At 38.8% G+C, this 23,677-nt stretch carries 24 protein-coding genes and 1 pseudogene; 17 read left to right on the top strand and 8 right to left on the bottom strand.

All coding sequences use genetic code 11. The features are described from left to right. The first annotated feature begins 3 nt into the window (after window positions 1-3). The 15 genes and pseudogenes from Q0110_RS06455 to Q0110_RS06390 all read left to right on the top strand — a co-directional run bounded on the left by Q0110_RS06455 (window position 4) and on the right by Q0110_RS06390 (window position 13,302). On the top strand, window positions 4-1,209 hold the full coding sequence (locus tag Q0110_RS06455) for a hypothetical protein (RefSeq protein WP_297904477.1): 1,206 nt from the start codon (window positions 4-6) through the stop codon (window positions 1,207-1,209). Between the two features lie 114 nt (window positions 1,210-1,323). Then, on the top strand, window positions 1,324-2,307 hold the full coding sequence (locus tag Q0110_RS06450) for a glycosyltransferase family 2 protein (protein WP_297904474.1): 984 nt from the start codon (window positions 1,324-1,326) through the stop codon (window positions 2,305-2,307). Beyond that, window positions 2,307-3,455, top strand: a complete 1,149-nt coding sequence (locus Q0110_RS06445; RefSeq protein WP_297904471.1) for an EpsG family protein — start codon at window positions 2,307-2,309, stop codon at window positions 3,453-3,455. Before Q0110_RS06450 ends, Q0110_RS06445 begins: the two co-directional genes overlap by 1 nt. 10 nt (window positions 3,456-3,465) lie before the next feature. Further along, the gene (locus Q0110_RS06440; RefSeq protein WP_297904468.1) at window positions 3,466-4,242 is read left to right on the top strand and encodes a glycosyltransferase family A protein; all 777 of its coding nucleotides are present in this window, start codon (window positions 3,466-3,468) and stop codon (window positions 4,240-4,242) included. A 168-nt stretch (window positions 4,243-4,410) separates the two neighbouring features. After that, window positions 4,411-5,115, top strand: a complete 705-nt coding sequence (locus tag Q0110_RS06435) for an ATP-grasp fold amidoligase family protein (protein WP_297904439.1) — start codon at window positions 4,411-4,413, stop codon at window positions 5,113-5,115. 5 nt (window positions 5,116-5,120) lie between these two features. Beyond that, window positions 5,121-5,231, top strand: a complete 111-nt coding sequence (locus Q0110_RS18305; RefSeq protein ID WP_366139652.1) for an NAD-binding protein — start codon at window positions 5,121-5,123, stop codon at window positions 5,229-5,231. Next, window positions 5,212-5,409 (top strand): annotated as a pseudogene (locus Q0110_RS06430) (UDP binding domain-containing protein); the annotation flags it as partial. The gene Q0110_RS18305 and the pseudogene Q0110_RS06430, both read left to right, overlap by 20 nt. A gap of 2 nt (window positions 5,410-5,411) precedes the next feature. After that, window positions 5,412-6,191, top strand: coding sequence for a glycosyltransferase (locus tag Q0110_RS06425; protein ID WP_297904436.1), 780 nt, complete (start codon window positions 5,412-5,414; stop codon window positions 6,189-6,191). A 7-nt stretch (window positions 6,192-6,198) separates the two neighbouring features. Continuing rightward, window positions 6,199-6,831 carry a sugar transferase gene (locus Q0110_RS06420; RefSeq protein ID WP_297904434.1) on the top strand — a complete coding sequence of 211 codons (633 nt, stop codon included), beginning with the start codon at window positions 6,199-6,201 and terminating at the stop codon, window positions 6,829-6,831. Window positions 6,832-6,880: 49 nt separating this feature from the next. Beyond that, window positions 6,881-7,837, top strand: a complete 957-nt coding sequence (locus Q0110_RS06415) for a glycosyltransferase (protein WP_297904431.1) — start codon at window positions 6,881-6,883, stop codon at window positions 7,835-7,837. A gap of 157 nt (window positions 7,838-7,994) precedes the next feature. Beyond that, entirely contained in the window at window positions 7,995-9,428 is a 1,434-nt protein-coding gene (locus Q0110_RS06410) for a lipopolysaccharide biosynthesis protein (RefSeq protein WP_297904428.1), read from the top strand. A gap of 62 nt (window positions 9,429-9,490) precedes the next feature. Further along, a complete protein-coding gene (locus Q0110_RS06405; protein WP_297904425.1) occupies window positions 9,491-10,003 on the top strand; it encodes a hypothetical protein in 513 nt (170 codons plus the stop codon). 12 nt (window positions 10,004-10,015) lie between these two features. After that, window positions 10,016-11,137 carry a DegT/DnrJ/EryC1/StrS family aminotransferase gene (locus Q0110_RS06400; protein ID WP_297904422.1) on the top strand — a complete coding sequence of 374 codons (1,122 nt, stop codon included), beginning with the start codon at window positions 10,016-10,018 and terminating at the stop codon, window positions 11,135-11,137. After that, on the top strand, window positions 11,134-11,829 hold the full coding sequence (locus tag Q0110_RS06395) for a WbqC family protein (RefSeq protein WP_297904420.1): 696 nt from the start codon (window positions 11,134-11,136) through the stop codon (window positions 11,827-11,829). Before Q0110_RS06400 ends, Q0110_RS06395 begins: the two co-directional genes overlap by 4 nt. A gap of 12 nt (window positions 11,830-11,841) precedes the next feature. After that, window positions 11,842-13,302, top strand: coding sequence for a hypothetical protein (locus Q0110_RS06390; RefSeq protein WP_297904417.1), 1,461 nt, complete (start codon window positions 11,842-11,844; stop codon window positions 13,300-13,302). 396 nt (window positions 13,303-13,698) lie between these two features. On the opposite strand, the gene Q0110_RS06385 is transcribed toward Q0110_RS06390, so the two are convergent. The 6 genes from Q0110_RS06385 to Q0110_RS06365 all read right to left on the bottom strand — a co-directional run bounded on the left by Q0110_RS06385 (window position 13,699) and on the right by Q0110_RS06365 (window position 19,592). Next, window positions 13,699-15,057 (bottom strand): ATP-binding cassette domain-containing protein, encoded by a 1,359-nt coding sequence (locus Q0110_RS06385; protein WP_297904414.1) that lies wholly within the window; start codon window positions 15,055-15,057, stop codon window positions 13,699-13,701. Then, on the bottom strand, window positions 15,054-15,962 hold the full coding sequence (locus Q0110_RS06380) for an ABC transporter substrate-binding protein (RefSeq protein ID WP_297904411.1): 909 nt from the start codon (window positions 15,960-15,962) through the stop codon (window positions 15,054-15,056). Before Q0110_RS06380 ends, Q0110_RS06385 begins: the two co-directional genes overlap by 4 nt. 170 nt (window positions 15,963-16,132) lie before the next feature. Then, window positions 16,133-17,686, bottom strand: coding sequence for a sodium:solute symporter family protein (locus Q0110_RS06375; RefSeq protein ID WP_297904408.1), 1,554 nt, complete (start codon window positions 17,684-17,686; stop codon window positions 16,133-16,135). After that, window positions 17,683-17,826 (bottom strand): symporter small accessory protein, encoded by a 144-nt coding sequence (locus tag Q0110_RS18300; protein ID WP_366139651.1) that lies wholly within the window; start codon window positions 17,824-17,826, stop codon window positions 17,683-17,685. Before Q0110_RS18300 ends, Q0110_RS06375 begins: the two co-directional genes overlap by 4 nt. Before the next feature lie 13 nt (window positions 17,827-17,839). Beyond that, complete coding sequence (locus Q0110_RS06370) at window positions 17,840-18,265, bottom strand: acetolactate synthase (protein ID WP_297904405.1); 426 nt, start codon at window positions 18,263-18,265, stop codon at window positions 17,840-17,842. 25 nt (window positions 18,266-18,290) lie between these two features. Further along, entirely contained in the window at window positions 18,291-19,592 is a 1,302-nt protein-coding gene (locus Q0110_RS06365; protein WP_297904402.1) for a phenylacetate--CoA ligase, read from the bottom strand. Between the two features lie 197 nt (window positions 19,593-19,789). On the opposite strand from Q0110_RS06365, the gene Q0110_RS06360 reads away from it, so the two are divergent. Both Q0110_RS06360 and Q0110_RS06355 read left to right on the top strand, forming a co-directional pair. Next, window positions 19,790-21,028 carry an ATP-binding protein gene (locus tag Q0110_RS06360; protein WP_297904399.1) on the top strand — a complete coding sequence of 413 codons (1,239 nt, stop codon included), beginning with the start codon at window positions 19,790-19,792 and terminating at the stop codon, window positions 21,026-21,028. A gap of 42 nt (window positions 21,029-21,070) precedes the next feature. Continuing rightward, window positions 21,071-21,643, top strand: a complete 573-nt coding sequence (locus Q0110_RS06355; protein ID WP_297904390.1) for a DJ-1 family glyoxalase III — start codon at window positions 21,071-21,073, stop codon at window positions 21,641-21,643. 91 nt (window positions 21,644-21,734) lie between these two features. Here Q0110_RS06355 and Q0110_RS06350 read toward each other — a convergent pair whose 3' ends face one another. Together Q0110_RS06350 and Q0110_RS06345 are read right to left on the bottom strand one after the other, a co-directional pair. Next, window positions 21,735-22,244, bottom strand: a complete 510-nt coding sequence (locus tag Q0110_RS06350; RefSeq protein ID WP_297904387.1) for a ferritin-like domain-containing protein — start codon at window positions 22,242-22,244, stop codon at window positions 21,735-21,737. Window positions 22,245-22,354: 110 nt separating this feature from the next. Further along, entirely contained in the window at window positions 22,355-23,677 is a 1,323-nt protein-coding gene (locus Q0110_RS06345; protein ID WP_297904382.1) for a Gfo/Idh/MocA family oxidoreductase, read from the bottom strand.

Here is a 23,677-nt window from a genome sequence, read left to right as displayed (position 1 = left end):
AGTATGAAAAAGATATTGACTGCAATAGGCATAGTTTTAAGCTGTTTTACTGTAGTACAAGCTCAAAACAAAGAAATTAAGCAAATAGTACGGATGGATACAGTTCGTGTTGATTATAAAACGCGCTATACATCCTCTTTTGGGGACAATTTTTATATTGAAGCGGATTTTGTCGGTCGTATGTTGATGGGAGAAGATGACTCACAATTATCGTTCGGAAAAAGACTAAAGCCGGGATTTAGCCTGACATTAGGTAAATGGTTCCATCCTGATTTTGGTGTCCGACTTAATTTTGGCGGGTCACGCTTAAAAGGTTGGAATAGCGGTCCGACTGGAATTTACTCATATGATCATGGATGGGTAACAGGAGACGACCCGGTTCGCCTCTATTGGGAAAATCAAGGTGTAGAAACAAAGAATGGCTATCGACAAGATATAAAGTATTATGAGCTGAATGCGGATTTATTATTTGATTTGTACAATGTATTTCATTCCAATAAACGGTTAAACCGTCGTTGGACTGCTCAAGGATATTTAGGTGTAGGAATGTTGCGAGCGAAAAATTATCATGGAATGGAAGGTAATTTGAAAATAGGATTTAGATTAGGTGTTATTGGAAATTACAACATTACCTCAAGATTGGGGGCACACTTAACAATTGGAAGTGAAATCACCAATTCAAGTTTTGATGGGGAATTAGGTAAAGGCAAGAAATTCTTAGGAATATTAAGCGGATCAGTAGGTCTAAGTTATCGTATAGGTAAGCAAGGGTTTAAAATTGTCCGTCTGGTTCCGGAAGAACAGATCTCAGCGATGAATGAAGCTATATCTTTGATTCGTGAGGAAAAAACCCTTTCTCCAGATACTGTAAGAATTGTAAACAAAGGTTATGCCCATGGCAGTTTATTAATGCCATCAGTCGTTTTTCATAAAAAACAGTTGTCTTTTAATGAAGAGTTACAAATGGTTAATATTTTCCGTGTAGCTCGTTATATGCAAGAACATAAAGATGTCCGGGTTTGCATAGTAGGAAACACCGGAGATGTGAATGAACGTTTAGCACGCAATCGGGCAGAACACATTCGGGATATTTTAATTAACAAATATGGAATAACTCCGGAAAGAACGGAAATACAAGTCTATGATGTAAATGAGAAATATGGAGTAACAGGTTATGAACAATCTGTCAATTTCTCTATCATAGAATAGCTTTAATTATGTCTTCAATAGTGTTTTCTTGATAGATTAATTCTTTCTTAATGGCGAGTTTACTATTAGTCTATTAAGAAAAACACTATTAGAAAAATATATTAAGTTCTCAATATGTATCCCAAAATATCTATAATTATTCCTGTATATCAGGCTGAAAATTATCTTTCACGCTGTCTGGAAAGTTTACTTACCCAAACCTTTTCTGATTTTGAAGTAATTTTAGTAGATGATGGGAGCTCGGATAAGAGCAGAATGATTTGTGATGAATATGCCTTGAAAGATTCTCGAATGCGGGTATTCCATAAAGAAAATGAAGGGGTGTCAAATGCGAGACAATATGGATTGAAACAAGCCAAAGGAGAATATATTATCCATGTAGATCCAGATGATTGGGTAAGCTCAGAAATGTTATTTGAACTTTATCAAATTGCGGTAGAAGAAAACGCCGACATGGTAATATGTGATTTGATAAAGAAATACCGGAACAAAACAAAATATATTATACAGAAACCTTCTCGATTAGATCATATAAGCATATTGAAAGAAATCATAACGGGAAAATTACACGGAAGCCTTTGTAATAAACTGATACGGAAGGCGTGTTACGATAGGTTTACTATCAAGTTTCCTTCAAATATGAATGTATGGGAAGACAGCTATGTATGCTGTAACCTGTTAAAGAACGATATAAAAATATCTTATTTGCCAAAGGCCTATTATTTTTATGACCAATACTCGAATCCGGGCAGTGCTACACGTCGTATATCATTATCAAAAGTTGAATCTCAGAAAATGTTTATACAAAGCATGGAAAAAGAATTCGAAGATACGGATTTTATTGAATGTCTTTATTACAAAAAATCAACGACAAAAGAATCCGCATTTCTTTCCGGATTTTATTCGGATATAGAGATTTGTGAATTATACAAAGAAATCAACTCTCGATATTTACGTGAACATCTTCATTTTAATTCGATAAATAATATTTGTGGCTTCTGTGTATGCCTTTTGCTTAAAGGACATGGATGGATTGCTAAAATTTTACGGGATGTGGCTTATTCAGAAATAGCGTCCAAATTTAAATCTTTTGTATAATGAATGCGGTTGTAATATCTGCTGTACAATCTATAATGGTTTATTTGTCTCTTTCTAGTGTTATGGTTTGGCTTTCTTCTATAAAAAGAGATGGTAAAACCCAGTATACACCTATTTTGATAGCCTTGCTTTTATACTCCATTATCATGGGAGTTCGCTATGGAGTAGGTATAGATCATTTAACTTATAAATATATATATGAAGAATGTTTGTTGCAGGGAGACATTTTCTCTCTACCCAATCTCGAACCCGGATTTCAATTTCTGGTTAAACAAATATCTTCATTAGGTCTACACTATTTATTTTTCTTTACCATAATAGCTTTTCTTCAAATCTTCTTCGTATTTTATTCGGTTAAAGAAACACCTTCAATATACCCATATCTGACATATACTTTTATGTTCAGTTGTGTCTGGTTTAGCTATGCCAATGGTATGAGACAACAATTAGCTTTTTGCATATTCTCATACTCAATGGTATGCTTATTTCATAAAAAAATATTTTGGCATTATTTGTTTATATTGCTGGCTGTATCCGTACACAAATCAGCTATCATACTTGTGATATTCTATCCTATATTCATGTTTAAGAAAGAATGGATAAAGAATATCAAGCTGCAATACCTATTACTTGCCGGTTCGCTTGTATTAATGACTATGAATATTGTTTTTGATGTCATAGGTATTGTTGAAAAATATTTAGTAGCAGCCGATTTTTATTCCGGATACATTGATACAACAGACAAATCAAAACTTGAATTCCTTTCGCGAGATACAGGTTTCGGTGTAGGATTCGTTTTAATGCTTACCATTAATATTTGTATCATATATTACAGTAACGAAGTCAAAAAGCAATTCAAAGACACGTGGGTACCAATCATATATGATTTATACTTTTTCGGAATGCTTTGGAATTACATTTTTATACAGAGTTTAATGTTTAACCGTGTGGCATATTATTTTTATGGATTCAATTTCATAATAGGAGCTTATACCTTATATTTTCTGTATCAGAAAAAAAGAAAACAGTTTTGGGGATTTGCCGGATTATATGCTCTCGTTTTCCTTGGAAACATAAGCCACGTAGGAAGTGGAAATATTACATATATTTTCTTTTGGCAAGATTACTTGTACCATTTAAAGCCTTAAAATAATCAAAATGACAGTAGAAGTCCTTATTTCTTGCATGTATCAAAAAGACTTTTCTATTATTCAACGTAGTAATGTGCAAACTGACGCTTTAATAATAAATCAATGTGATATAGAAAAAGTCGAAGAGTTCCAATTTTATAATACACAAGGGAAAATATGCCACGCCCGAATGATTTCCACTAAGGAACGTGGATTATCCAAAAGCAGGAATATGGCTATAAGATATGCAACAGGAGATATTTGTTTGTTTTGTGATGATGATGAGACTTTAGAAACTGATTATGAAACAAAAATATCAACTTCTTTTGAACGCTATCCTAAAGAGAGTATTCTAATTTTCAAAATTAAACATCCTAAAAAGAGATATTCTTCACAAACATACAGAATCGGATATTTTAAAGCACTTCGTGTATGCTCTTGCCAAATAGCTTTTAGACGAGAACGTATTCCTGTTTCATTTTGTGAGAAAATGGGTAGCGGCACAGGAAATGGAGGTGGCGAAGAGAATAAATTTTTAATAGACTGTTTAAAAAAAGGATTTAAAATCAGATACATCCCATTGTTAATCATGTCTGTGTCACAAACCGATAGTATATGGTTTCATGGGTATGACGCAACGTATTGGATTAATCGTGGCTGGGTAGCAAAGATGATTTACGGAAAATTAGTAGCCTATTTATATATAATATACGTCTTGACCATAAGGAGTCACAAAATAGATAACACTAATTCATGGTTTAAAAAAGCATATTGGATTCACAAAGGTTTCTTTGAAAAACGCTAAGTTCAATATCGATAGAAAATATATCATATGTTACTTTTAAGGAAATGTGCAGACTTATTTTATCGAATAAGCCCACGATGTTATTACGCCACACGGTATTTCCATGTAAGGAAACAATGGCCTAATTTCACAAAACCGACGAATTTATCAGAATATTTACTGTCAGAAATGCTGAAGCCGGAATTTAAGCGGTTTGCAGATTATACGGACAAAATAAAAGTTAGACAATATGTTGAAGAAAAAGGGTTTGCCTCGATCCTTCCAAAACTTTACGGAGTATGGGAGAATGCAAATGACATAGACTTTAATATGCTACCTGAAAAATTCGCGTTGAAAGTGAATAACGGTTGTGGAAATCATATACTATGTAAGACAAAAAGAGAACTTCCTATAGCAAAAGTGAGACGGCTTTTAAATCATCTCATAGCCAAACCCTATAGTATAAGAGAACCACATTATCCATATATTATACCCAAAATATATGCCGAAGAATTTATTGAATGTGATGACGGTTCGTTTCTGACTGACTATAAGTTTATGTGCGTTAAAGGAAAGATCCAGTGTATATTAATATGTAGTAATAGAAGTTCGGATTTTCACAAGATCGATAGAACAACTGTTGATAAAGACTGGAAGCTATTACCATGGATTGTTGGAATAAAAAAATTCTCTCCACCATCTCGACCTACGCATTTAGAAGAAATGAAACATATAGCAGAAACCTTGTCTGCCGATTTTGATTTTGTCCGGGTGGATCTGTATGACACTGGTAAACAGGTTTATTTCGGAGAGTTAACGTTTACGCCTAATAGCTCTCTTCTCACGTTTTGGACAAAAGAAGCCATTACGAATATGATAAATGATTTAAATTAAATATTATGAATATAGTAATTGTCGGTACAGGTTATGTCGGTTTAGTATCGGGTACATGTTTTGCCGAAATGGGAGTTCATGTAACTTGTGTAGATGTATGGGGAAAATCTGTATGATATGCTTACGGATGCAGATGCTCTGTTATTACTATCCGAATGGAAGCAGTTTAGACTACCGGATTGGGAACGGATAAAAAAGTCCATGAAAACTCCATTGATATTAGATGGCAGAAATATCTATAATGCCAAAGAGCTTAAAGAAAAAGGATTTGAATACGAAGGTATAGGTTGTTGATTATGAAAGATTATGGTTTAGTATCCATAATAACCGCTTCTTATAATTCATCTTGTTTTATTGCGAAAACAATTGAGTCTATTCTTTCTCAAACTTATCAACATTGGGAATTATTGATAACAGATGATGCTTCTACAGATAATAGTGTTTCTGTTATTGAAAAATATGCGCAAAAGGATTCAAGGATAAAGATTTTCAAGATGGAGAAAAACAAAGGAGCAGGAGTTTGTAGAAATAATTCCATCAAAGAAGCGCAAGGACGTTTTATCGCATTTTGCGACAGTGATGACTATTGGGAACCTGAAAAACTAGAGAAACAATTATCTTTTATGGTACAAAATCAGTTTGAGTTGACTTATACCTCATACAATGTCATTAATGAGCAAGGCGAAAAAATAGGTCGTATAAAATGTAAAAAGAGAATTTCCTATAAGAGCTTATTACAAGATAACGGCATCGGTTGTTTAACAGCTATTTACGATACGCTTAAATTAGGGAAATGTTATATGCCGGCTATGCGTAAACGACAAGATTGGTGTTTGTGGCTTTTCATAATAAAAAAAACGAAGTATGCCTATGGTTTGCCGGAATATCTTGCTATATACAGAAAAAGGAAAGGTTCTGTATCCTTTAATAAAATTGAAATGCTGAAATACAATTACAGAGTTTATCGTGAATTTGAAGGATATGGCGATTTTATATCATTCTTTCTTTTATTTACATATTTTCTTCCTTACTATTTCTATAAAAGAGTAAAAGATAAAATTTTGTTTCATTTTTAATTTTACCATGCAAAATAAATCCCAACACACATTCATTCCTGATGGCATGAGCGCTTTTGAACGTAATCTAAAACGTATAAGCGACTGTATCATTGCTTTTATATGCCTTATTATTTTTTCTCCTTTATTTTTAGCTTGTTACTTTGCTGTAAAAAGAGAAGATGGAGGACCTGCCATTTTTAAACAGGAACGTATCGGGAGATTTGGGCGTCCGTTTTACATATACAAATTCCGCAGCATGAAAATAAATGCAGAAAAAACTGGACCAGCCTTGTATAAAGGGAGAAATGATGAGCGACTGACAAAAATCGGACGTTTTTTAAGGGTACACCATTTAGATGAATTACCACAATTATGGAATGTATTTGTAGGCGATATGTCACTTGTGGGATATCGTCCGGAAAGGAAGTTCTATATTGACCAAATTATGGAAAAAGATTTGCGCTATGCCTTTCTGTTTCAAATACGTCCGGGTGTAACTTCTTATGCTACATTATATAATGGTTACACAGATACAATGGAAAAAATGTTGCGACGTTTGCGTTATGACCTATTTTATCTTAAACATCGCTCATGGCTTTTTGACATGAAAATATTAATCTCAACTTTCTTGAATATTGTTTTTGGAAAGAAGTTTTGAAAATGACCAATGTATTGAAGACCATTCTATAACTAAATTTTCGAGAATAATGAATAACGAAAAAAATCAAAATACCAATAGACCTGTTCTTGTCAGCATTTGTTGTTTGACATATAACCATGAACTATATATTGAACAATGTTTAAAAGGTTTTTTGTCTCAACAGACAGATTTTGCATTTGAGATATTAATACATGATGATGCCTCTACGGATCGAACACCTTTGATTCTTAAGGAATATGAAAAGAAATATCCCGATTTGATAAAAGTGATATATCAATCTGAAAATCAGTATAGCAAAGGAGTTAATGTACATTTAGTATATAATCTCCCAAGAGTTAAGGGTAAATACATAGCTTTTTGTGAAGGTGATGATTATTGGACAAAACCTTATAAGCTGCAAAAGCAAATTGAGTTTTTAGAAACGCATCCAAATTATTCTTTGTGTTGCCATCATGCTCAGTTATTGATTCAAAAAACATCAGAAATGAAAGATTTACCCCTACCTGCCAAGGCAAAATATATGAATTTTTCCTTTCTGTTAAGAGACTGGATTAAGTTAGGATGGTTTTTCACAACAGCATCTATTGTATTTCGGAAAGATTGTATTGATGAATATTTCTTAAATCAATTTCCAGACTGTAAAGATGCGCATGTTTTTTATTCCTTATTACGAAGAGGAAGTGGATATTTCATGAAAGAAAGTATGTCTGTATATCGCAGGCATAGTGGAGGGGTTTGGAGTTCACTTTATAGAGAACAACAAAATATTATTAACTTAAAGACAGTTTATGAGATTCATAGAATAGAACAAACTTCATATACAAGGGAATGGGTTATTATGAGACTGGCTGGATTAAGTTTGTTTTACATCCGCTCCGGATACATACGGAAATTTATAACGACTTTTTCTTTAACCTATTCATACTTAGGTATTAAAGGAATTGTTGATTTATTAGGTTATGTTTTTAAGAAAATGATTTGTAAACCGTTTCATAAAGCATGAAACCTCTCCAAAAAACACTACTGTTAATGTTAGTCATTTCATGCGGTAAATTTGCTCAATTCTACCCATAGGACTGCCCGGTTTTACCGTTAGCGTTTTTAAGCTCCGAATAATAACCGAATAAAGTTCAAATAAGCTCATTATTCACTATACTTTTATGACTCTACGAAAAAAAACTTTTAATAGTTTTTTATGGAACTTGTCGGATAATTTTTCCGTTCAAATTATTAATTTTCTGACTGGCATCTATATGGCTCGCATTCTATCTCCATCTGACTATGGACTGATGGGGATGTTGTTAATCTTTACGGCTGTTTCAGATGCCATCATGAATGGCGGACTATCTACGGCTCTGATTAGAAAAACTGACAGGACAGAAGTCGATATGTGTACTGCTTTTTATTTCAATATCATTACGGGTATTGTACTCTACACAATTTTGCTTTTATCGGCATCCGCTATTGCATCTTTTTATAGTGCGCCAGAGTTAAAAGATTTGGTGAAAATCGCAGCTATTCCTTTTGTTATCAATGCGTTTAATTTGATACAACGTACCCGCATGATTATACAAATGGATTTTAAAACTCAAGCAAAATATTCCATTGTTTCTGCGTTGATAAAGGGCGGCTCGGGCATTGGATTGGCATATAACGGTTGGGGAGTATGGGCGATTGCTTGGTCCGGGGTGATTGGTACTTTGACATCTTGTATACTTTATTGGTGGCATTCATCTTGGAAACCGAAACTTATATTTTCCATGAAGTCATTCCGTGAATTGTTTGGTTTTGGCTCTAAATTAATGCTGTCAAGCGTGTTAGACGTATTCGGGAACAACTTATATACGCTGATTATCGGTAAATATTTCTCTGCATCCAGTTTGGGTTATTATACAAGAGCCTTCGGGTATGCCTCTTTACCATGCAATGTTTTTTCCGGAGTACTTTCGCGGGTAACATTACCTATGTTAAGCCAAATACAAAATGATGATGAGCGGTTGGCATTTATATATAAACGGTTATTAAGTCTGTCTGCTTTTGTCATATTTCCTTTAATGGTTGATTTGGCTTTGCTGGCACGCCCGTTAATTGTATTGATGATTACTGAAAAGTGGTTGCCCTGTGCTGAATATTTGCAGTTGCTTTGCTTTGCTTTCATGCTTTACCCCATTCATGCGCTAAACTTGAATTTACTTCAAGTGAAAGGACGGTCAGATTTATTTCTTCGCTTAGAAGTCATAAAGAAAGGTATGATGTTATTACTACTTATTATAGCCATACCATTTGGTATCCGTGCAATCTGTATAGGAGCGATTGTCGTTTCTTTTCTTTCTTGGATTCTGAATACATATTATACTGGGAAATTGATAGAAGTAGGATTTATAAAACAAATAACAATTTTGATGCCTGTATTTGGTTATACAATAGTCATGGGGGCTTGTATGTATTTTGTTCAGAAAATCTATACTGAGAATTATATAGAAGAATTGCTATGGGGCATATTTGTTAGTATAACTACATACATAGCTGTGTCATCGCTCTTTCATTCAAAAGATTTAAAATTTTTTTTAGCCCAAGTAAGGCTAAAAAAATAATATAAATCTTCATACAAGATTGAATCTTGAATTATTCGTCTATAAATCAAATATTAAATGTAATGGATAAATTTTTTGTCAAACTAGCTAATGATGAAAGTACTTACAAAAAAGTAGTAGAGTATATGAAAAAAACGGATGCCGATTATGACATTCCAATGAGTATGCGGGTAAATATTGGAGATTATGTAAAAAAAATAATTTCTAAAGCTGTAACTATAGCAGTGATGGAAAATGATGAAATTATAGGTATGGCAAATTTCTATTGTAATGATATGGAAACTAAGACATGTTACATAACCAATGTCAGCATTAGTAAAAAAGCACAGGAGAAAGGCTATCATCTTAATGATTTTGTTCATGCAATTTTAATAATCGCACAAAAAGTAGGAATGAAAAGATTACGTGCAGAAACTACAGATAGACGTGTATTGATATTGCATAAAAGATTAGGGGCTGTTGAGTTTAAACGAGAAGAAATCAACGGAGTTATTCATTATCACAGTTACTTGGAAGATATTGATGGCTGGTTAAAAAAAGATTCGGCACGTCGGATTACTGTTTTGAATTTATAAATAAAAGGTTATATGGGAAATATATACGAAAAGAAAATTATTACAGTTACGACCCCATTATTGCCTGAACTACAGATTTTTAACAAATCTCTTGAACACATTTGGGCACATAAGTGGATAACCAATGGGGGGCCTTTACATCAACAATTAGAAAATGCCTTATGTGAATACCTAAAAATACCCTATATCAGTTTGTTCACTAATGGAACGTTACCCTTAATTATAGCATTGCAAGCCTTGCGTATTACCGGTGAAGTTATAACAACTCCTTACAGTTTTGTTGCAACAACCCATGCTCTATGGTGGAATAATATTACTCCTGTTTTTGTAGATATTGACCCCAAAACAGGAAATATTGACCCCGATAAGATAGAGGCTGCTATCACACCGCATACTTCTGCCATTATGCCTGTACATGTATATGGAAACCCTTGCGATACAAAACGTATACAAGAAATAGCTGATGCATATGGTTTGAAAATAATTTACGATGCGGCCCATGCTTTTGGCGTAGAGATAAACGGAAAAAGTATCTTGGCAGAAGGAGATTTATCAACACTTAGTTTTCATGCTACTAAAGTATATAACACTATAGAAGGTGGAGCAATGGTAATGAGTGATGAATCTACCAAAAAGCGAATTGACAATCTTAAGAATTTCGGTATAACTGATGAAACTCATGTGATAGCGCCGGGTATCAATAGCAAAATGGATGAAGTACGTGCTGCGTATGGTTTGCTAAATTTAAAGCAGGTTGACAAGGCTATTGACCATCGCCACAACGTGGTACTGCGTTATCGGGAAGCATTAAGAAAGGTAAAAGGTATTTCGTTCTTTGATGATTTGCCGGGTGTTAAACATAACTATGCCTATTTCCCAATTTTTGTGAACGAGGAAGAATATGGCATGAATCGAGATACTCTTTATTTTAAAATGAAGGAACAAAATGTGTGGGGACGCCGCTATTTTTATCCATTGATAAGCACGTTTACTCCATATCGGGGATTTGACAGCGCAAGACCGGAACATTTACCCAATGCTACACGAATGGCTGAGCAAGTAATCTGTCTCCCATTACACCATCTTTTGACTGATGAAGATGTAGAACGAATACTTAAATTGGTTGTGAAATGAAAGTAGGGATTATGCAACCGTATTTTATGCCTTATATTGGTTATTTCCAATTGATGAAGGCTGTTGACATATTTGTAGTCTATAATGACGTGAATTATATTAAACGCGGTTGGGTGGCGCGGAATAATATTCTGATCGGAGGGAAGAAACAACTTATCAATATCTGTCTACAAGGGGCAAGTCAGAACAAGCATTTTACAGACATCCGGATTATAGATGATTTTAGTAAGTTGACTAAGACATTGGATTTTAATTATTCTAAAGCTCGTTATTTTCCATCGGTGATGGAACTGATGAATGTGATCTTCTCTTATCCTGAAAAAAGACTGGATTTGTTCCTGACACATAGTTTCAAGCAAATATTGTCGTACTTGAATATCGACACGAAAATTATATTGTCTTCAGATATTGAAAAAGACAATTCATTGAAAGGAACAGATAAAGTGCTGGCAATTTGCAAGAAACTGGATGCGGATACGTATTATAATGCTATTGGTGGGCGGGAATTGTATGATAGAGAAATATTTCAGCGTCATAATATCGTTTTATCTTTTGTGCAGACCGACCAAGAGTTATCATATAAGCAATTCGATAATATGCCATTTATACCTAACCTTTCTATTATAGATGTATTGATGTTCAATTCTCCTTACGAAACTAATCATTTATTAGATCAGTACGAATTAGTTTAAATTATCGATAAAATGATGAGAGGATTGTCTTTTTTATTATTTTCTATTTTATTCTTGATCAATATCATCTCTTGTTCTTGCACGACTGATAATGAATTTGAATATTCTGCCTCAATTATAACATGTATACCTACTGATGAGAGTGGTAATCTTTTAATAAAACAAAAGATTAAGCCATTGAACGGGATGGGAAATGGTCCTTTATATTGGTTTCAGGACAATCGTTTTCATATCGATTGGCGTACGGCTTTTGAGGATTTGAATATTCCGATTATTCGTTATCATGATGTGGAGTTTACGAATGAAAAACAAAATGAGGCAGTCAATGTCAGCAAGATATTCCCTGATTTCAATGCAGATGCTTCTCTGCCGGAATCATATAATTTTGAGGCTACCGATACATTACTCAGTACAGCAAGTCATCTCAAAGCTAAAATAATTTTTCGTTTGGGAGAAAATATAAAAAATGAATGGTATTTTGCTGGAAATAATACCCCACCGAGTGATTTCAAAAAATGGGCATATATTGTAGAACGGATTATCGCTCATTACGAAGATGGGTGGGACAATGGCTATCATTATACAAACATTTTGTGGGAAGTATGGAATGAACCTGATAATAAATCATGTTGGAGTGGTACAATCGAACAGTATTGTGAGTTCTATAAAACAGTGTGTCAGCATATATTGTCTAAACATCCGAACATTGATATTTCACCGGCTTATGCTTTACATCAGAAAAATCGTTTAAAGATATATAAGTGTATAAAGGAAAACAATTTAAGAATCAATCATTGCTTTGTTCATGTTTACACCCATGATTTTTCATCAAGTAAGAATCGGGTAGAAATGTTAAGACAAGAGTTGCAATACTATGGTCTTAATGCTGATCTTATTTTGGGAGAATGGAATTTTTACTCTCCTAATGGTAATATGGAACAAACTTATGATTTTATCCAAACTCAACAAGGAGCCGCCTGGGTTGCAAAGCAACTTGTCCATTTTCAAGCAATCGAAGAATTGAAAGGGGCTGTATATTATGCATCCGATATGCCGGGATTTTGGACCGGACTATATAAGTTGGATTATGAAAAAAGGAATATAGTCTTACTTCCCACCTATACTGTGTTCAAGTATTTTGGCGAGTTATACCGTTTGGGCAATGAAATAATGTTGGAACATATACCGAAAGATATTTATGCGTTGGCCGCAAGTGATGGAAAGGAAACCGGTATCATGGTAGTAAACTATTCAAGCAAGGTCAAGAAAATTAGTATTCAAATTCGGAATATGCCGATAATAAATAAAGCCATACGAGTCAAGGATAAGATATATGAACCGAAAAACGGAATCATATCTTTGTCTTTAGAACCTTATGATGTTTCCTATATCAATATAAATGAAATAAACTCTTCTCTCACAAAATTAGAAATAACAACAGAGGCTTTACATCTCAACAAGGCCAAGGAATAAGAAATACGGTATGCCCATGAACGAGCACCTTTATATATTGTAAACCTTGCAAATCATGGAGAACAAAAACTGTTTTATCCGGCCTGTAAAAACAAAAATGCGGGGGAAACACATGAGGAGCAAAAAGACTATTAAAATAATAGTAAAACAATTACAAGAGAAGTACACCATTTTTTATAAAGATGAATGAGGGTTACGATAAAAGATAGTTTTGATTTTATATCGAACTCACGTTAAATAGCAGGGATTTGTTGTCCAAGGTAACAAGATTATTAAAAGACAATCATGGTTTTACTCGTTGGTAATCATCTATTGGAATACATGTGTTCATAATAATTCATGTAGATACCAACCCAATTCGGCTTGGATCTTAGATGAATCGGCACTATAAAATATTTATAACCTAATCACCTCATCCGCCAACAACCTTATCTCATCCGGATTATGTGATGTAAAAAGAATAATTCGCTCTTCTTTCGTTTGCTTTTCTTGTATTCGTCTTATAATGCGATGGCTTAAGGCTTCATCCAAGCCCTTGAATGGTTCGTCCATCAAAAGGAGGGGGGAAGGGTAGGTCAATGCTCTTGCTATGGCGATACGTTGTTGCTGTCCGTAGCTGAGTTCTTTCGGATATCGGTTTCTGAAAGGTTCCATTTCCATTTCCTGTAAATGTTTTTGGGCGATTTGCCGAGCTTTCTCCTCCGTGAGAAAAGAGGAGAGGGGGAACATGATGTTTTCTTCTGCGGTTAGATGGGATAGGAGTAATGGCTCTTGAAACACGGTGGCGATTCTAAAGTGTATCGTAGGACGTATCTCCCCTTCCGTAGGCGATAAGATACCTCCGATCAAGTTTAATAACGTTGTTTTTCCTTTGCCCGAAGGTGCGCTAATCCCGTAAATAACACCTTTCTGAAAAGAATAAGAAAAATGCCGTATACCGTATAGATAGCTTATTCCTCTGGTGTCTAGAGCAGATAATGTAAGGGTTGGGATGACCTTGTCCTTACTTGCAAATGATATTTTGGGTATGATAACCGATATTTTGCTAATACCCTTGTCAAAAAAGAAACTGATGAATACCGCCACGATAGTCCAAGCAAGCAGCTCAGGGACAGCGATAAAGTTTTGCGCCTTTTTCATCTCGCTTCCGATTCCGAATGCGCATTGAGACAGGACTTCTCCCATAATGATCGCACGCCAACCGAATCCGGTGGCAGAGGCAAGCCCGCTATATAAGAAGGGCTTTAACTGCGGATAGATGATCTGGAATAAGACATTGGAACGTTTGATCTGGAATTGACGAGCCATAATGGATAAACCCGGGCGCAGATCGAGGATTCCCCGTGTCAGATTCTCCGTTAATAACGGAAACATGGTGAGAAAAGCGATCATCAAAGGGATACTTTCCGGGTTTAGGAATATAAGAGCTAAAAGTATAAAGGATATAACCGGGATTGAACGCATGATAGCGAGTAGGGGTCTGAATAATTCATACACCCACTCAAAACGAGCGAATACCCCAGCCATCCCTATCGCGCAAATGAATGAGATCAATATACCTAGGATTCCCCGGAGAATGGTCGCTCCGACCGACTGATAGAAATTACCGGAGACGAGCAGTTCACAAAGTGTCCGTACAAGTTGCGGAAGTGAAGGTATCAGCTCCGGTTGGTTGGCTATAACGGCGAATAATTGCCACCCCGCCAACAGGATAATGGTAGCGACTATCGTTGTGATCGTTTTTCTCAATTTCATTCTTCCTCAGGGATAAATCCGGCATCGGGAAGCTTCCCGCCAACGGCCTTGGGTTCATACTGTTCGATGAGACGAAGGAAATCCATGACAGCGTTTTTCGCCTCGATAGCCGATAAATAATGGATCTTACACCGCTCGACACTTTCTGGGGTCAAGGCCCCTTGGGTGAAGATTCCATGCTCTTCCAAGGATTGGATGGTCTCTTTCGGGTATTGTATTGCTTTTTGGCAAGAGGCTCTTAAGGCATCCTCAAAGACGATACGATATTTCTCCATCGCAGGGGTATATACGACCGCTGTTTGGGCGAATCCGATGGTATCGTTATCTGTAAAATGATTTAAGTCTGCGGTTATTCGTAAACTGCTGTCCTTCCGCAAAGCGATACTTAGAAACGGTTCCCCGAGTACGGCACGATCTACTTTTCCGGCTAAGATACCTTGGGTGATTTCCCCGGCGGTATTGAAAGCATGATTCAAAGGAAAATCCAATCGTTGGCGACTTAGGTAATACCGGGTAAGGATATCAGGAGTCGTACCATTGCCGAATACGTACAACGATATTTCTTTCACCGGGGATCTCTCTACGAGGTAAAGGGTTCCCCAGATCGGACATCCCGCCAACTTAATCTTGATCCCTTTGTTGTATAGGTTCGCAGCGTTAATCATGGGGAGAACGGCTATGTCGGTCTCTCGCTTGATCAATGAGGCTTGTACCAGGTCGGGCGAGTCTACCACTTTCACTTGTACTTTTTTGTTATCTATAGCTGGAGGATTCTCAAGCCAATCGGCGAATGCGATAACGGATGGGCCGCGAAGTACCGAAACCTTGATTACGGCATCTTCTTTTTGTGCGTGCCGGCAACCGGAGCAACAAAGTATGAATAGCAAAAAAATGTATTTAATCATATCTAGACCTCTATAAAATAATTAAGGATTGCCTCCCGGCAACCCCTAACCAACTTTGTTAACCTTAAATCTAATACTATTATGAAAAAACCACAGTGCAAATATACTGCATTCTATATATCTGTCAATAAAATAAGTGCTAATTAGTGTTTTGCGGTTCATAAGAAAAGCTAAACAGTCTTTCTTTGGGTTACCAAGCTAACCAAAACAATCGTTATCGCAGATAATGGTAAAGCGAATAAGATCGGATCTATCGCATACCACGGATATACGTCGATCAAGACATCCTGCCCGAACAAGGCCTTGCAAAACCCAACCGGGGCCGCTTCTGCCTTATGAAGGAATAACATGGCGAATAAACTGGCCAAACCTCCTACCCATAAACTAGCCACGGCCCCTTGCCGGGTAGCCCCTTTCCAGTATAGCGAGCAGAAATAGGCTGGCAGGAATGTTGCCGCGCAAATACCCATGAATAAAGCGGTACCTCGTGCGATGATACTTGCGCTTAGCGCATAGCAGATCACGTAACTAACCAAGATAGAACATAGCACGCCGATACGTACACCCAGCGTAGAGCTCGGATTCTTGCCACGTCCCAGTTTGGGGAATGCGTCTGCTCCGAAAGCCGCTCCCATGGTGTGGAACTGTGCGCTAAGGGTGGACATGCTGGCAGAGAGAATGCATAGCATGAAAACTGCCCCGAACCATTCCGGCATCGCTTTGTTGATAAATAGGGGGATGATCTTATCCATATCTTTCACGGCCTCGGATGCGACTACTCCTTCTGTCTTGAGAAAAAATAGGTTAGACAAGGCACCCACATGGTAAATCGCCCCTACCGTGACAATTAAGAACACGCAACCGATCAACACCCCCCTGTTTAGTTGTTTGGTGCTTTCTACCATCATGAAGCGTACGACTAGCTGTGGTTGTGCCAAGCAACCGATTCCTACGCCAAGGATCAATGAGGTGACCAATGTATACCATTGGGGAGAACCTGCGATGGGCATAGCTGTCCACCCTTGATGCCCCAATGACTTGAAACGCTCGGGCACCATGGGAGCGATATCCGTCAACCTCTGGTTTGCCTCGATAAAGCCCATGTCCATGATATGGTAAAACCAGAATAGTAGGAATAGCATACAGACGAACATGATGACCGCCTGTAGCGCATCAGTATAAAGTACTCCCTTGATTCCACCAGTGATTACATAGGCCGCTACGATCAAGGTGAAAATCAACAAAGCCAGATGGAGATCTATGTGAAACATCTGTTCGATGAAGACGGCACCTCCTTTCATTACCACGGCTGCGTAAAGGGGCATGCCGATAAATATGATCGAGGCAATGAAGATCTGTATGGACCGGGATTTATAGTGCAATCCCAATAATTGCGGGAAAGTCCGTGCGTTATGTTCCTCACCTAGCTTCCGGGTTCTTCGCCCGAAGAAGATGAAGGCTACCACTACGCCCATGAACATGTTCAATAAGCAGAGCCATTGGATTCCCATGCCAAACGTAGCGGCTACACCACCGAAACCAACGATCGCCGATGCCGAGATGAAGGTGGCCCCATAAGACAGGGCCATGATAATGGGGTTTACTTTTCGTCCTCCTAATAAATAATCACTGGCGTTTTTCGTTTGCTTGTATCCGAGATACCCTAACCAAGCGATTACAAACATGTAAATGATAACAATAATGCCTAATGTTAGCGTACTCATTCTCGTGATTCTTTAGTAGAGTTTGTTTTTTCGTCGTCTTCTTTATTCCAGGTGGTTATTCCGAACCAAATGGAAAACAGGAGGCAGGCGAACGCTAGAAGGTAAGCCAGCCAAATACCGGGGTTGCTGATTCCGAACATATATCTGTATCTGTTAAAGTTTAATTAGGTCGCTCTCACAGATATACTCAAGGTTCTGTCGGCGGATTACCTCGCGGGCGCTTTCCCGATTGTTTGTTCGCAAGATCAAGATCGCTTTCTCGCGGATGGAGAAACAATACATATACTCTATACTGATTCCCGCTTTCGTGAAAAGAGATAATGTTTCGGCGAAACTTCCGGCGCACGAGCTGGTTACGATCGCCAATACATCGGTCAGGTTCGCGCTGACATTGTTCTCTTTTAATATCTTGTATGCCTTCTGGGGATCGCTTACGATGACACGAAGGATTCCATACTCGGACGTATCGGCTACGGTAGCTGCGATAATACGGATGTGTTCTTCCGCTAATAACGCTAATATCTCGCTTAATTTCCCGTACTTGTTTTCAAGGAAAATAGAAATTTGATTGACTGTCATAAGGTATTATTTTAATTGTTTCTTTTTAACAAAGCTTGCGATGGTCTTTCACTCGTACAGCCTTACCATCGGTAATTGGCAAAGATCCTTTGGCTACCAGCTTAATACGTGGCGTAAGTAGTAATTCATCCTTTAACTGTCGGGTGATATCTTTTGTCAAACGCTGCAAAGCGGAGTAATCATCGGTGAATAGGTCGCTTAGCTCTACTTCTATTAACATCTCGTCGCTGTTACCGATCGTCTCGAGCGTAATCAAGTAGTTACTACCTAATTCCTTGAACTGCATCAATATCTTCTCGATCTGGATCGGGAACAGGTTCACGCCTTTCAAGATAATCATATCATCGCTACGTCCTTTGAAACGGGCGAGGCGTTTGTGAGTACGTCCGCAAGGACAATCGCCCGGCAGTACGCAGGTAAGGTCACGGGTACGGTAACGGAGTAAAGGCATTGCCTCCCGGTTGATGGTCGTTAATACCAATTCGCCAACTTCCCCTTCGGGTACCGGTCGCAAGGTAACCGGGTCTACGATTTCTACGATCACGTTGTCTTCCCAAATATGCAGGCCGTTTTGCTCCGTACACTCGAACGCTACACCCGGCCCATTCATTTCCGACATGCCAAAACAGTTGTAGGCTTTGACACCCAGAAGCTGCTCGATGCGTTTGCGTTGCTCTTCCGAGTGAGGCTCGGCTCCGATACATACGGTATGCAGTTTGGTATCCTTTCTCGGATCTATCCCTTCCTCATACATCACCTCAGCTAAACGGGTGGCATAGCTCGGTATGATATGTAGGCAGGTCGTGCCGAAGTCGGTGATGAATTTGATTTGCCGCTTGGTGTTACCTGCGGCGGCGGGTACGGTCAACGCTCCGAGTCTCTCTGCGCCGTATTGAAAACCAAGGCCCCCTGTAAACATACCGTAGCCGGATGTATTCTGGAATACGTCCGTATCCCTTAGCCCTACCATATACATACAACGAGCTACTTGATTAGCCCATTGATCCAAGTCTTTGGCAGAATGTAAGACAACGGTAGGATTGCCTGTCGTTCCACTGGAGGAGTGGATACGCACGCATTTCTGTAGCGGGATAGCTGCCAATCCGAACGGATAGTTATTTCTAAGATCATCTTTCGTTGTAAACGGAAGTTTTTGCAGGTCTTCCAAAGACTGAAAGCTGTCCGGGGTGATTCCTCTTTCTTTGAATATCTTACCGTAAAAAGGAGAGTTTCCCGCTAGCTTTATGGTTTGTTTCAGTCGTTCCAGTTGAAGTTTCTCCAGATCTTTACGATCCATGGTCTCTATTTCTTTCTGCCAATACATCATCGTTTTTTCAATTAGAGTGTGTTAATTCATGAAATTAGATTGCAAATGTATCTTTTATTTTGGATAATGCCATGCTTTTGTGTCAAAATATTAGTAATAACCATTTAAAAGTGAGAATTATTAGGAAGTAAGCCGTTGTAAATAAAAAAATAATAGTTATTTTTGTCCGTTACGCAATTTAACTTTATATATAGGCCATGGGAAAATATGACCACCTTTCCAAAGAAGAATTGATTCAAAAGATCGAGAAACTGGAGGCCGATCTGGAAAAAGCCACTTTGACACCATCTGCAAGCGATAACGAGCGTGAGATGCGGCAAAGCCAGCATACGATTAACTTCTTGAATATCTTAATGGATACGATCCTGTCGAACGTATTTGTGGAGATCATGGTGAAAGATATTTTCAATGGTTTCCGGTATATCTATTTTAACAAGGCGGCTGAGGAGTTTATGGGAGCTAAGGCCGCAAATATTTTGGGGAAGACGGATTTCGAGCTTTTCCCCGATTCCCGGCGGGCACACGAGATACGGACGGAAGATTATCATACGATCAAGACAGGGCGTATGGTGAAGGAAATGGCCGAGTATGAGAAACCGAATGGAGAGGTGAGTATTGTAAATATCGTACGTCTGCTGATTACGAATCCAGATCCGGGAGCCTCGCCTTTGCTGTTGGTCATGCTGAGTGATATCACGAAACAACGTCGGGACCAATTAGAGCTGGTGAGAGTACAGGAAGCTGATAAAATGAAAAACGCTTTTATCGCAAACATGAGCCATGAGATCCGTACTCCGCTGAACGCTATTGTTGGTTTCGCCCATCTCGTGACGGAAACGGGCAATGCCAGTGAACAAAGGGAATGCTTCTCGATCATAAATAAGAATTGCGATTTGTTGTTGAAATTGATCAACGATATCTTGGACTTGTCGAAAATTGAATCCGGTTTACTCAATTATAACGTATCGGAAGTTGAGTTGAAGGATATTTGCCAAGAGGCCTATGTGGTACAATCTCTGAAGATGACTTCCGATGTGGCATTGTTGTATAACTCGGTCGCTATGCCTTCCGTCCGTCTGTGGATTGATCCGCACCGGGTAGAACAGGTTCTGTTGAATCTTCTATCTAATGCTATAAAGTTTACTTCTAAGGGGTTTATCTCACTCTTTTATGAGGTGGAGGATCTCTTTGTGCGCATCTCCGTGATGGACACCGGAATCGGGATACCGGAAGATAAGCTGGAGTCGGTCTTTGGACGCTTCGTGAAACTGGATGATTTTTATCAAGGAGCAGGTCTGGGACTATCAATCTGTAAAATGATCGTAGAGCAATTGGGAGGCGAGATCGGCGTACGGTCGGAGCTTGGCAAAGGTTCCACTTTCTGGTTCACCTTGCCATTGCTTGTTGCGAATAAGGCTGCTATGGAATGTAGGTGATCTTTCTGTTTAGAATACATTCTACTATTAAATAAAAAAGAAATGAAAAATGCGGTTGTCTTTTTAGCGACAGGCTTCGAGGAGATAGAAGCCCTGGGTACGATTGATGTCTTAAGACGTGGTGGCGTACGGGTTATGATGGTATCCATTACGGGAGACCGGTTGGTGATAGGGGCGCATGACATTCCTGTCATGGCTGATTATCTTTTCGAGGAGGCGAATTTCTGTTGCGTCGATGCCTTGGTCTTGCCGGGTGGAATGCCTGGGAGTAACCATTTGAACGCACATGCTCGTTTGAAAGAACTGGTCAAGGTGAAAAACGAGGAGGGCGTACTTATCGGGGCTATCTGCGCCGGACCGATGGTTTTAGGAGGCTTGGGGTTGTTGAAGGGGAAAAAGGCTACGTGTTTTCCTTTCTTTGAACCGACGATGGTTGGCGCTATTCCTACAGATAATGGGGTAGAGCAGGATGGAAATATTATTACAAGCCAAGGCCCGGGCTTTATGTTCGAGTTCGGCTTGGCCATCTTAAGGAACTTGAAAGATGAGGAAATCGCCATGGAAGTGGCAGATGCCTTATTATATGACGCTTTATTGCATGGAGCGCAACGTTAGCGCCAGAGATCAAAGTTAAAATCCATTGAGGAAATACCTATAGGCATTCCCTCAATGGATTTTTACCGTAAATGAGTTTCCTTTTCCTGAGTTATTTCTGGAAAGATTTTTTCATTCGTGCGATATCTGTCAGATAATCTTGCAGATCTTGCTCGTGTTCTTCTTCCTCGGCCAGGATGTGCTTGGCGATATCACAGGTGGTGAAATCGATGCCGTCCGTGAATTTAGCGATCTCTTGATAACGTAAGATAGCGCAACGCTCGGAGGCCACGTTCTGGTTTAGAAGGCTTACTACATCAAAGTCTGTCGGTGAATCGTATTTACATCTGGCTAACTCGAACCATTGTTTCGGATCGAGCACCGGGATTCCTTCCAACTCAATGATCCGGTCTGCCAATAATTGGGCATGGTGCCTCTCTTCCTCGGCATGTTCCTCAAACTCTCCTTGTACGTCGGAACGCATGGCTCCTTCTACGACCAAGGCTCCTACCCAATATTGATAATATGCTAGCCATTCTTCCGCTAACGCAGCGTTTAGCTGGGATAATAAATAGTCGACATCCAATTTTCCCCTTAAAATCTTGACGCTTTTTTTTGCCATAGCTGTATAAATTTAGAATTAAACGTATTGTTGCTCATTTTTATAGTTCTAACAACCTTGCTAGGGCATTGTTTATTGTTTGTCAAAATTTTAACGTTATGCTGGGATCGTTACAACTTGGGTAATTCCCAAGGAGCTCTGTAATATGCTTTCGACAAAGCAGTAGCCTCATCATCGCCGACAAACAAGTTGTTTTTGTCATCCCAATGAACTTCCCGTTGAACCCGGCAAGATATATTCGCCAGGTGAGCCATCTTCGCTACACGGGCACCTATAGCGACATCTGCGTTTGGAAGCTCACGGCTTTTAATGCAACTCAGCATGTTTCCCACATGGTTATAAAGCCCTTTACCTTCTCCTTTCTTAAAAGGAACGGCTTCCATGCGGGCAACGTTCTCGGATACGACCGGTATAACTTCCCAACCAGCCCTATCGAGTACCATCGTGCCATTCTCTCCATAGAACGCTAATCCTTCCTTACGATTATAAAGTCCATGATTGATCCCGCAGGCATGGTCCCAGATGATATTAAAATCTTTATAGGCATAAGTAGCCATCAGCGTATCTGGCGTTTCCATGGCATCGTCCGGATAGGCGAATTTGCCACCGCCCGAGAATACACGGGTGGGAAGGCCTGCGTTCATTCCTTCAAGGGCATAATCCAATAAATGTACACCCCAGTCCGACATCAAGCCTCCGGCATAGTCCCAGAAGAAGCGGAAATTATAATGAAAACGATAAGGATTGAACGGACGCTTGGGAGCCGGGCCCAGCCACATATCATAATCCACGCCGGCAGGAACGTCGCAGTCCGGTTTGACCGGAAGTGTTGGCTTGCCATCTTGGTAAGCCCATACCTTGACCGTACGGATTCGTCCGATATTACCGGCTTTCAAGAAATTGGCCGCTTCGTCCCAATGTGGGTCGCTACGTTGCCATTGGCCTACCTGTACGATCCGGTTGTATTTACGGGCGGCTTTTTCCATCAGATTACATTCCTCGATCGTATTGGAAAGAGGTTTCTCTACATATACGTCTTTTCCCGCTTGACAAGCCCATACCGTCGGGAGGCAATGCCAATGATCCGGCGTACCGATAATGACTACGTCTACGTCTTTGTTATCGATCACCCGCCGCCAGTCTTTATATAAGTGAGGTACTTTTTTCCCTGTTTTCTTCTCAACATCGGCGGCCCGTTTGTTCAGCCATTCGTCATCGACATCGCAAAGCGCCACGCATTCCGTCTCCGGATAATCAAGAAAAGTATTTAAATCCCCGTATCCCATGCTGCGGCATCCTATGAGAGCTACTTTTACTTTGTTGCTAGGGGCGGTTTGCCCGTATATAGAGGAATACGATTTACCGATAAGCGGTGATAAAGTAAGCCCGGACATGATAAGCCCGGTTTTTTGCATAAAAGTACGTCTGTTCAT

It is taken from the genome of uncultured Parabacteroides sp. (assembly GCF_947855115.1).
GTDB lineage: Bacteria > Bacteroidota > Bacteroidia > Bacteroidales > Tannerellaceae > Parabacteroides.
The sequence above is the reverse complement of the archived record's forward strand: the minus strand, read 5'-3'. Positions and strand labels throughout refer to the sequence as shown.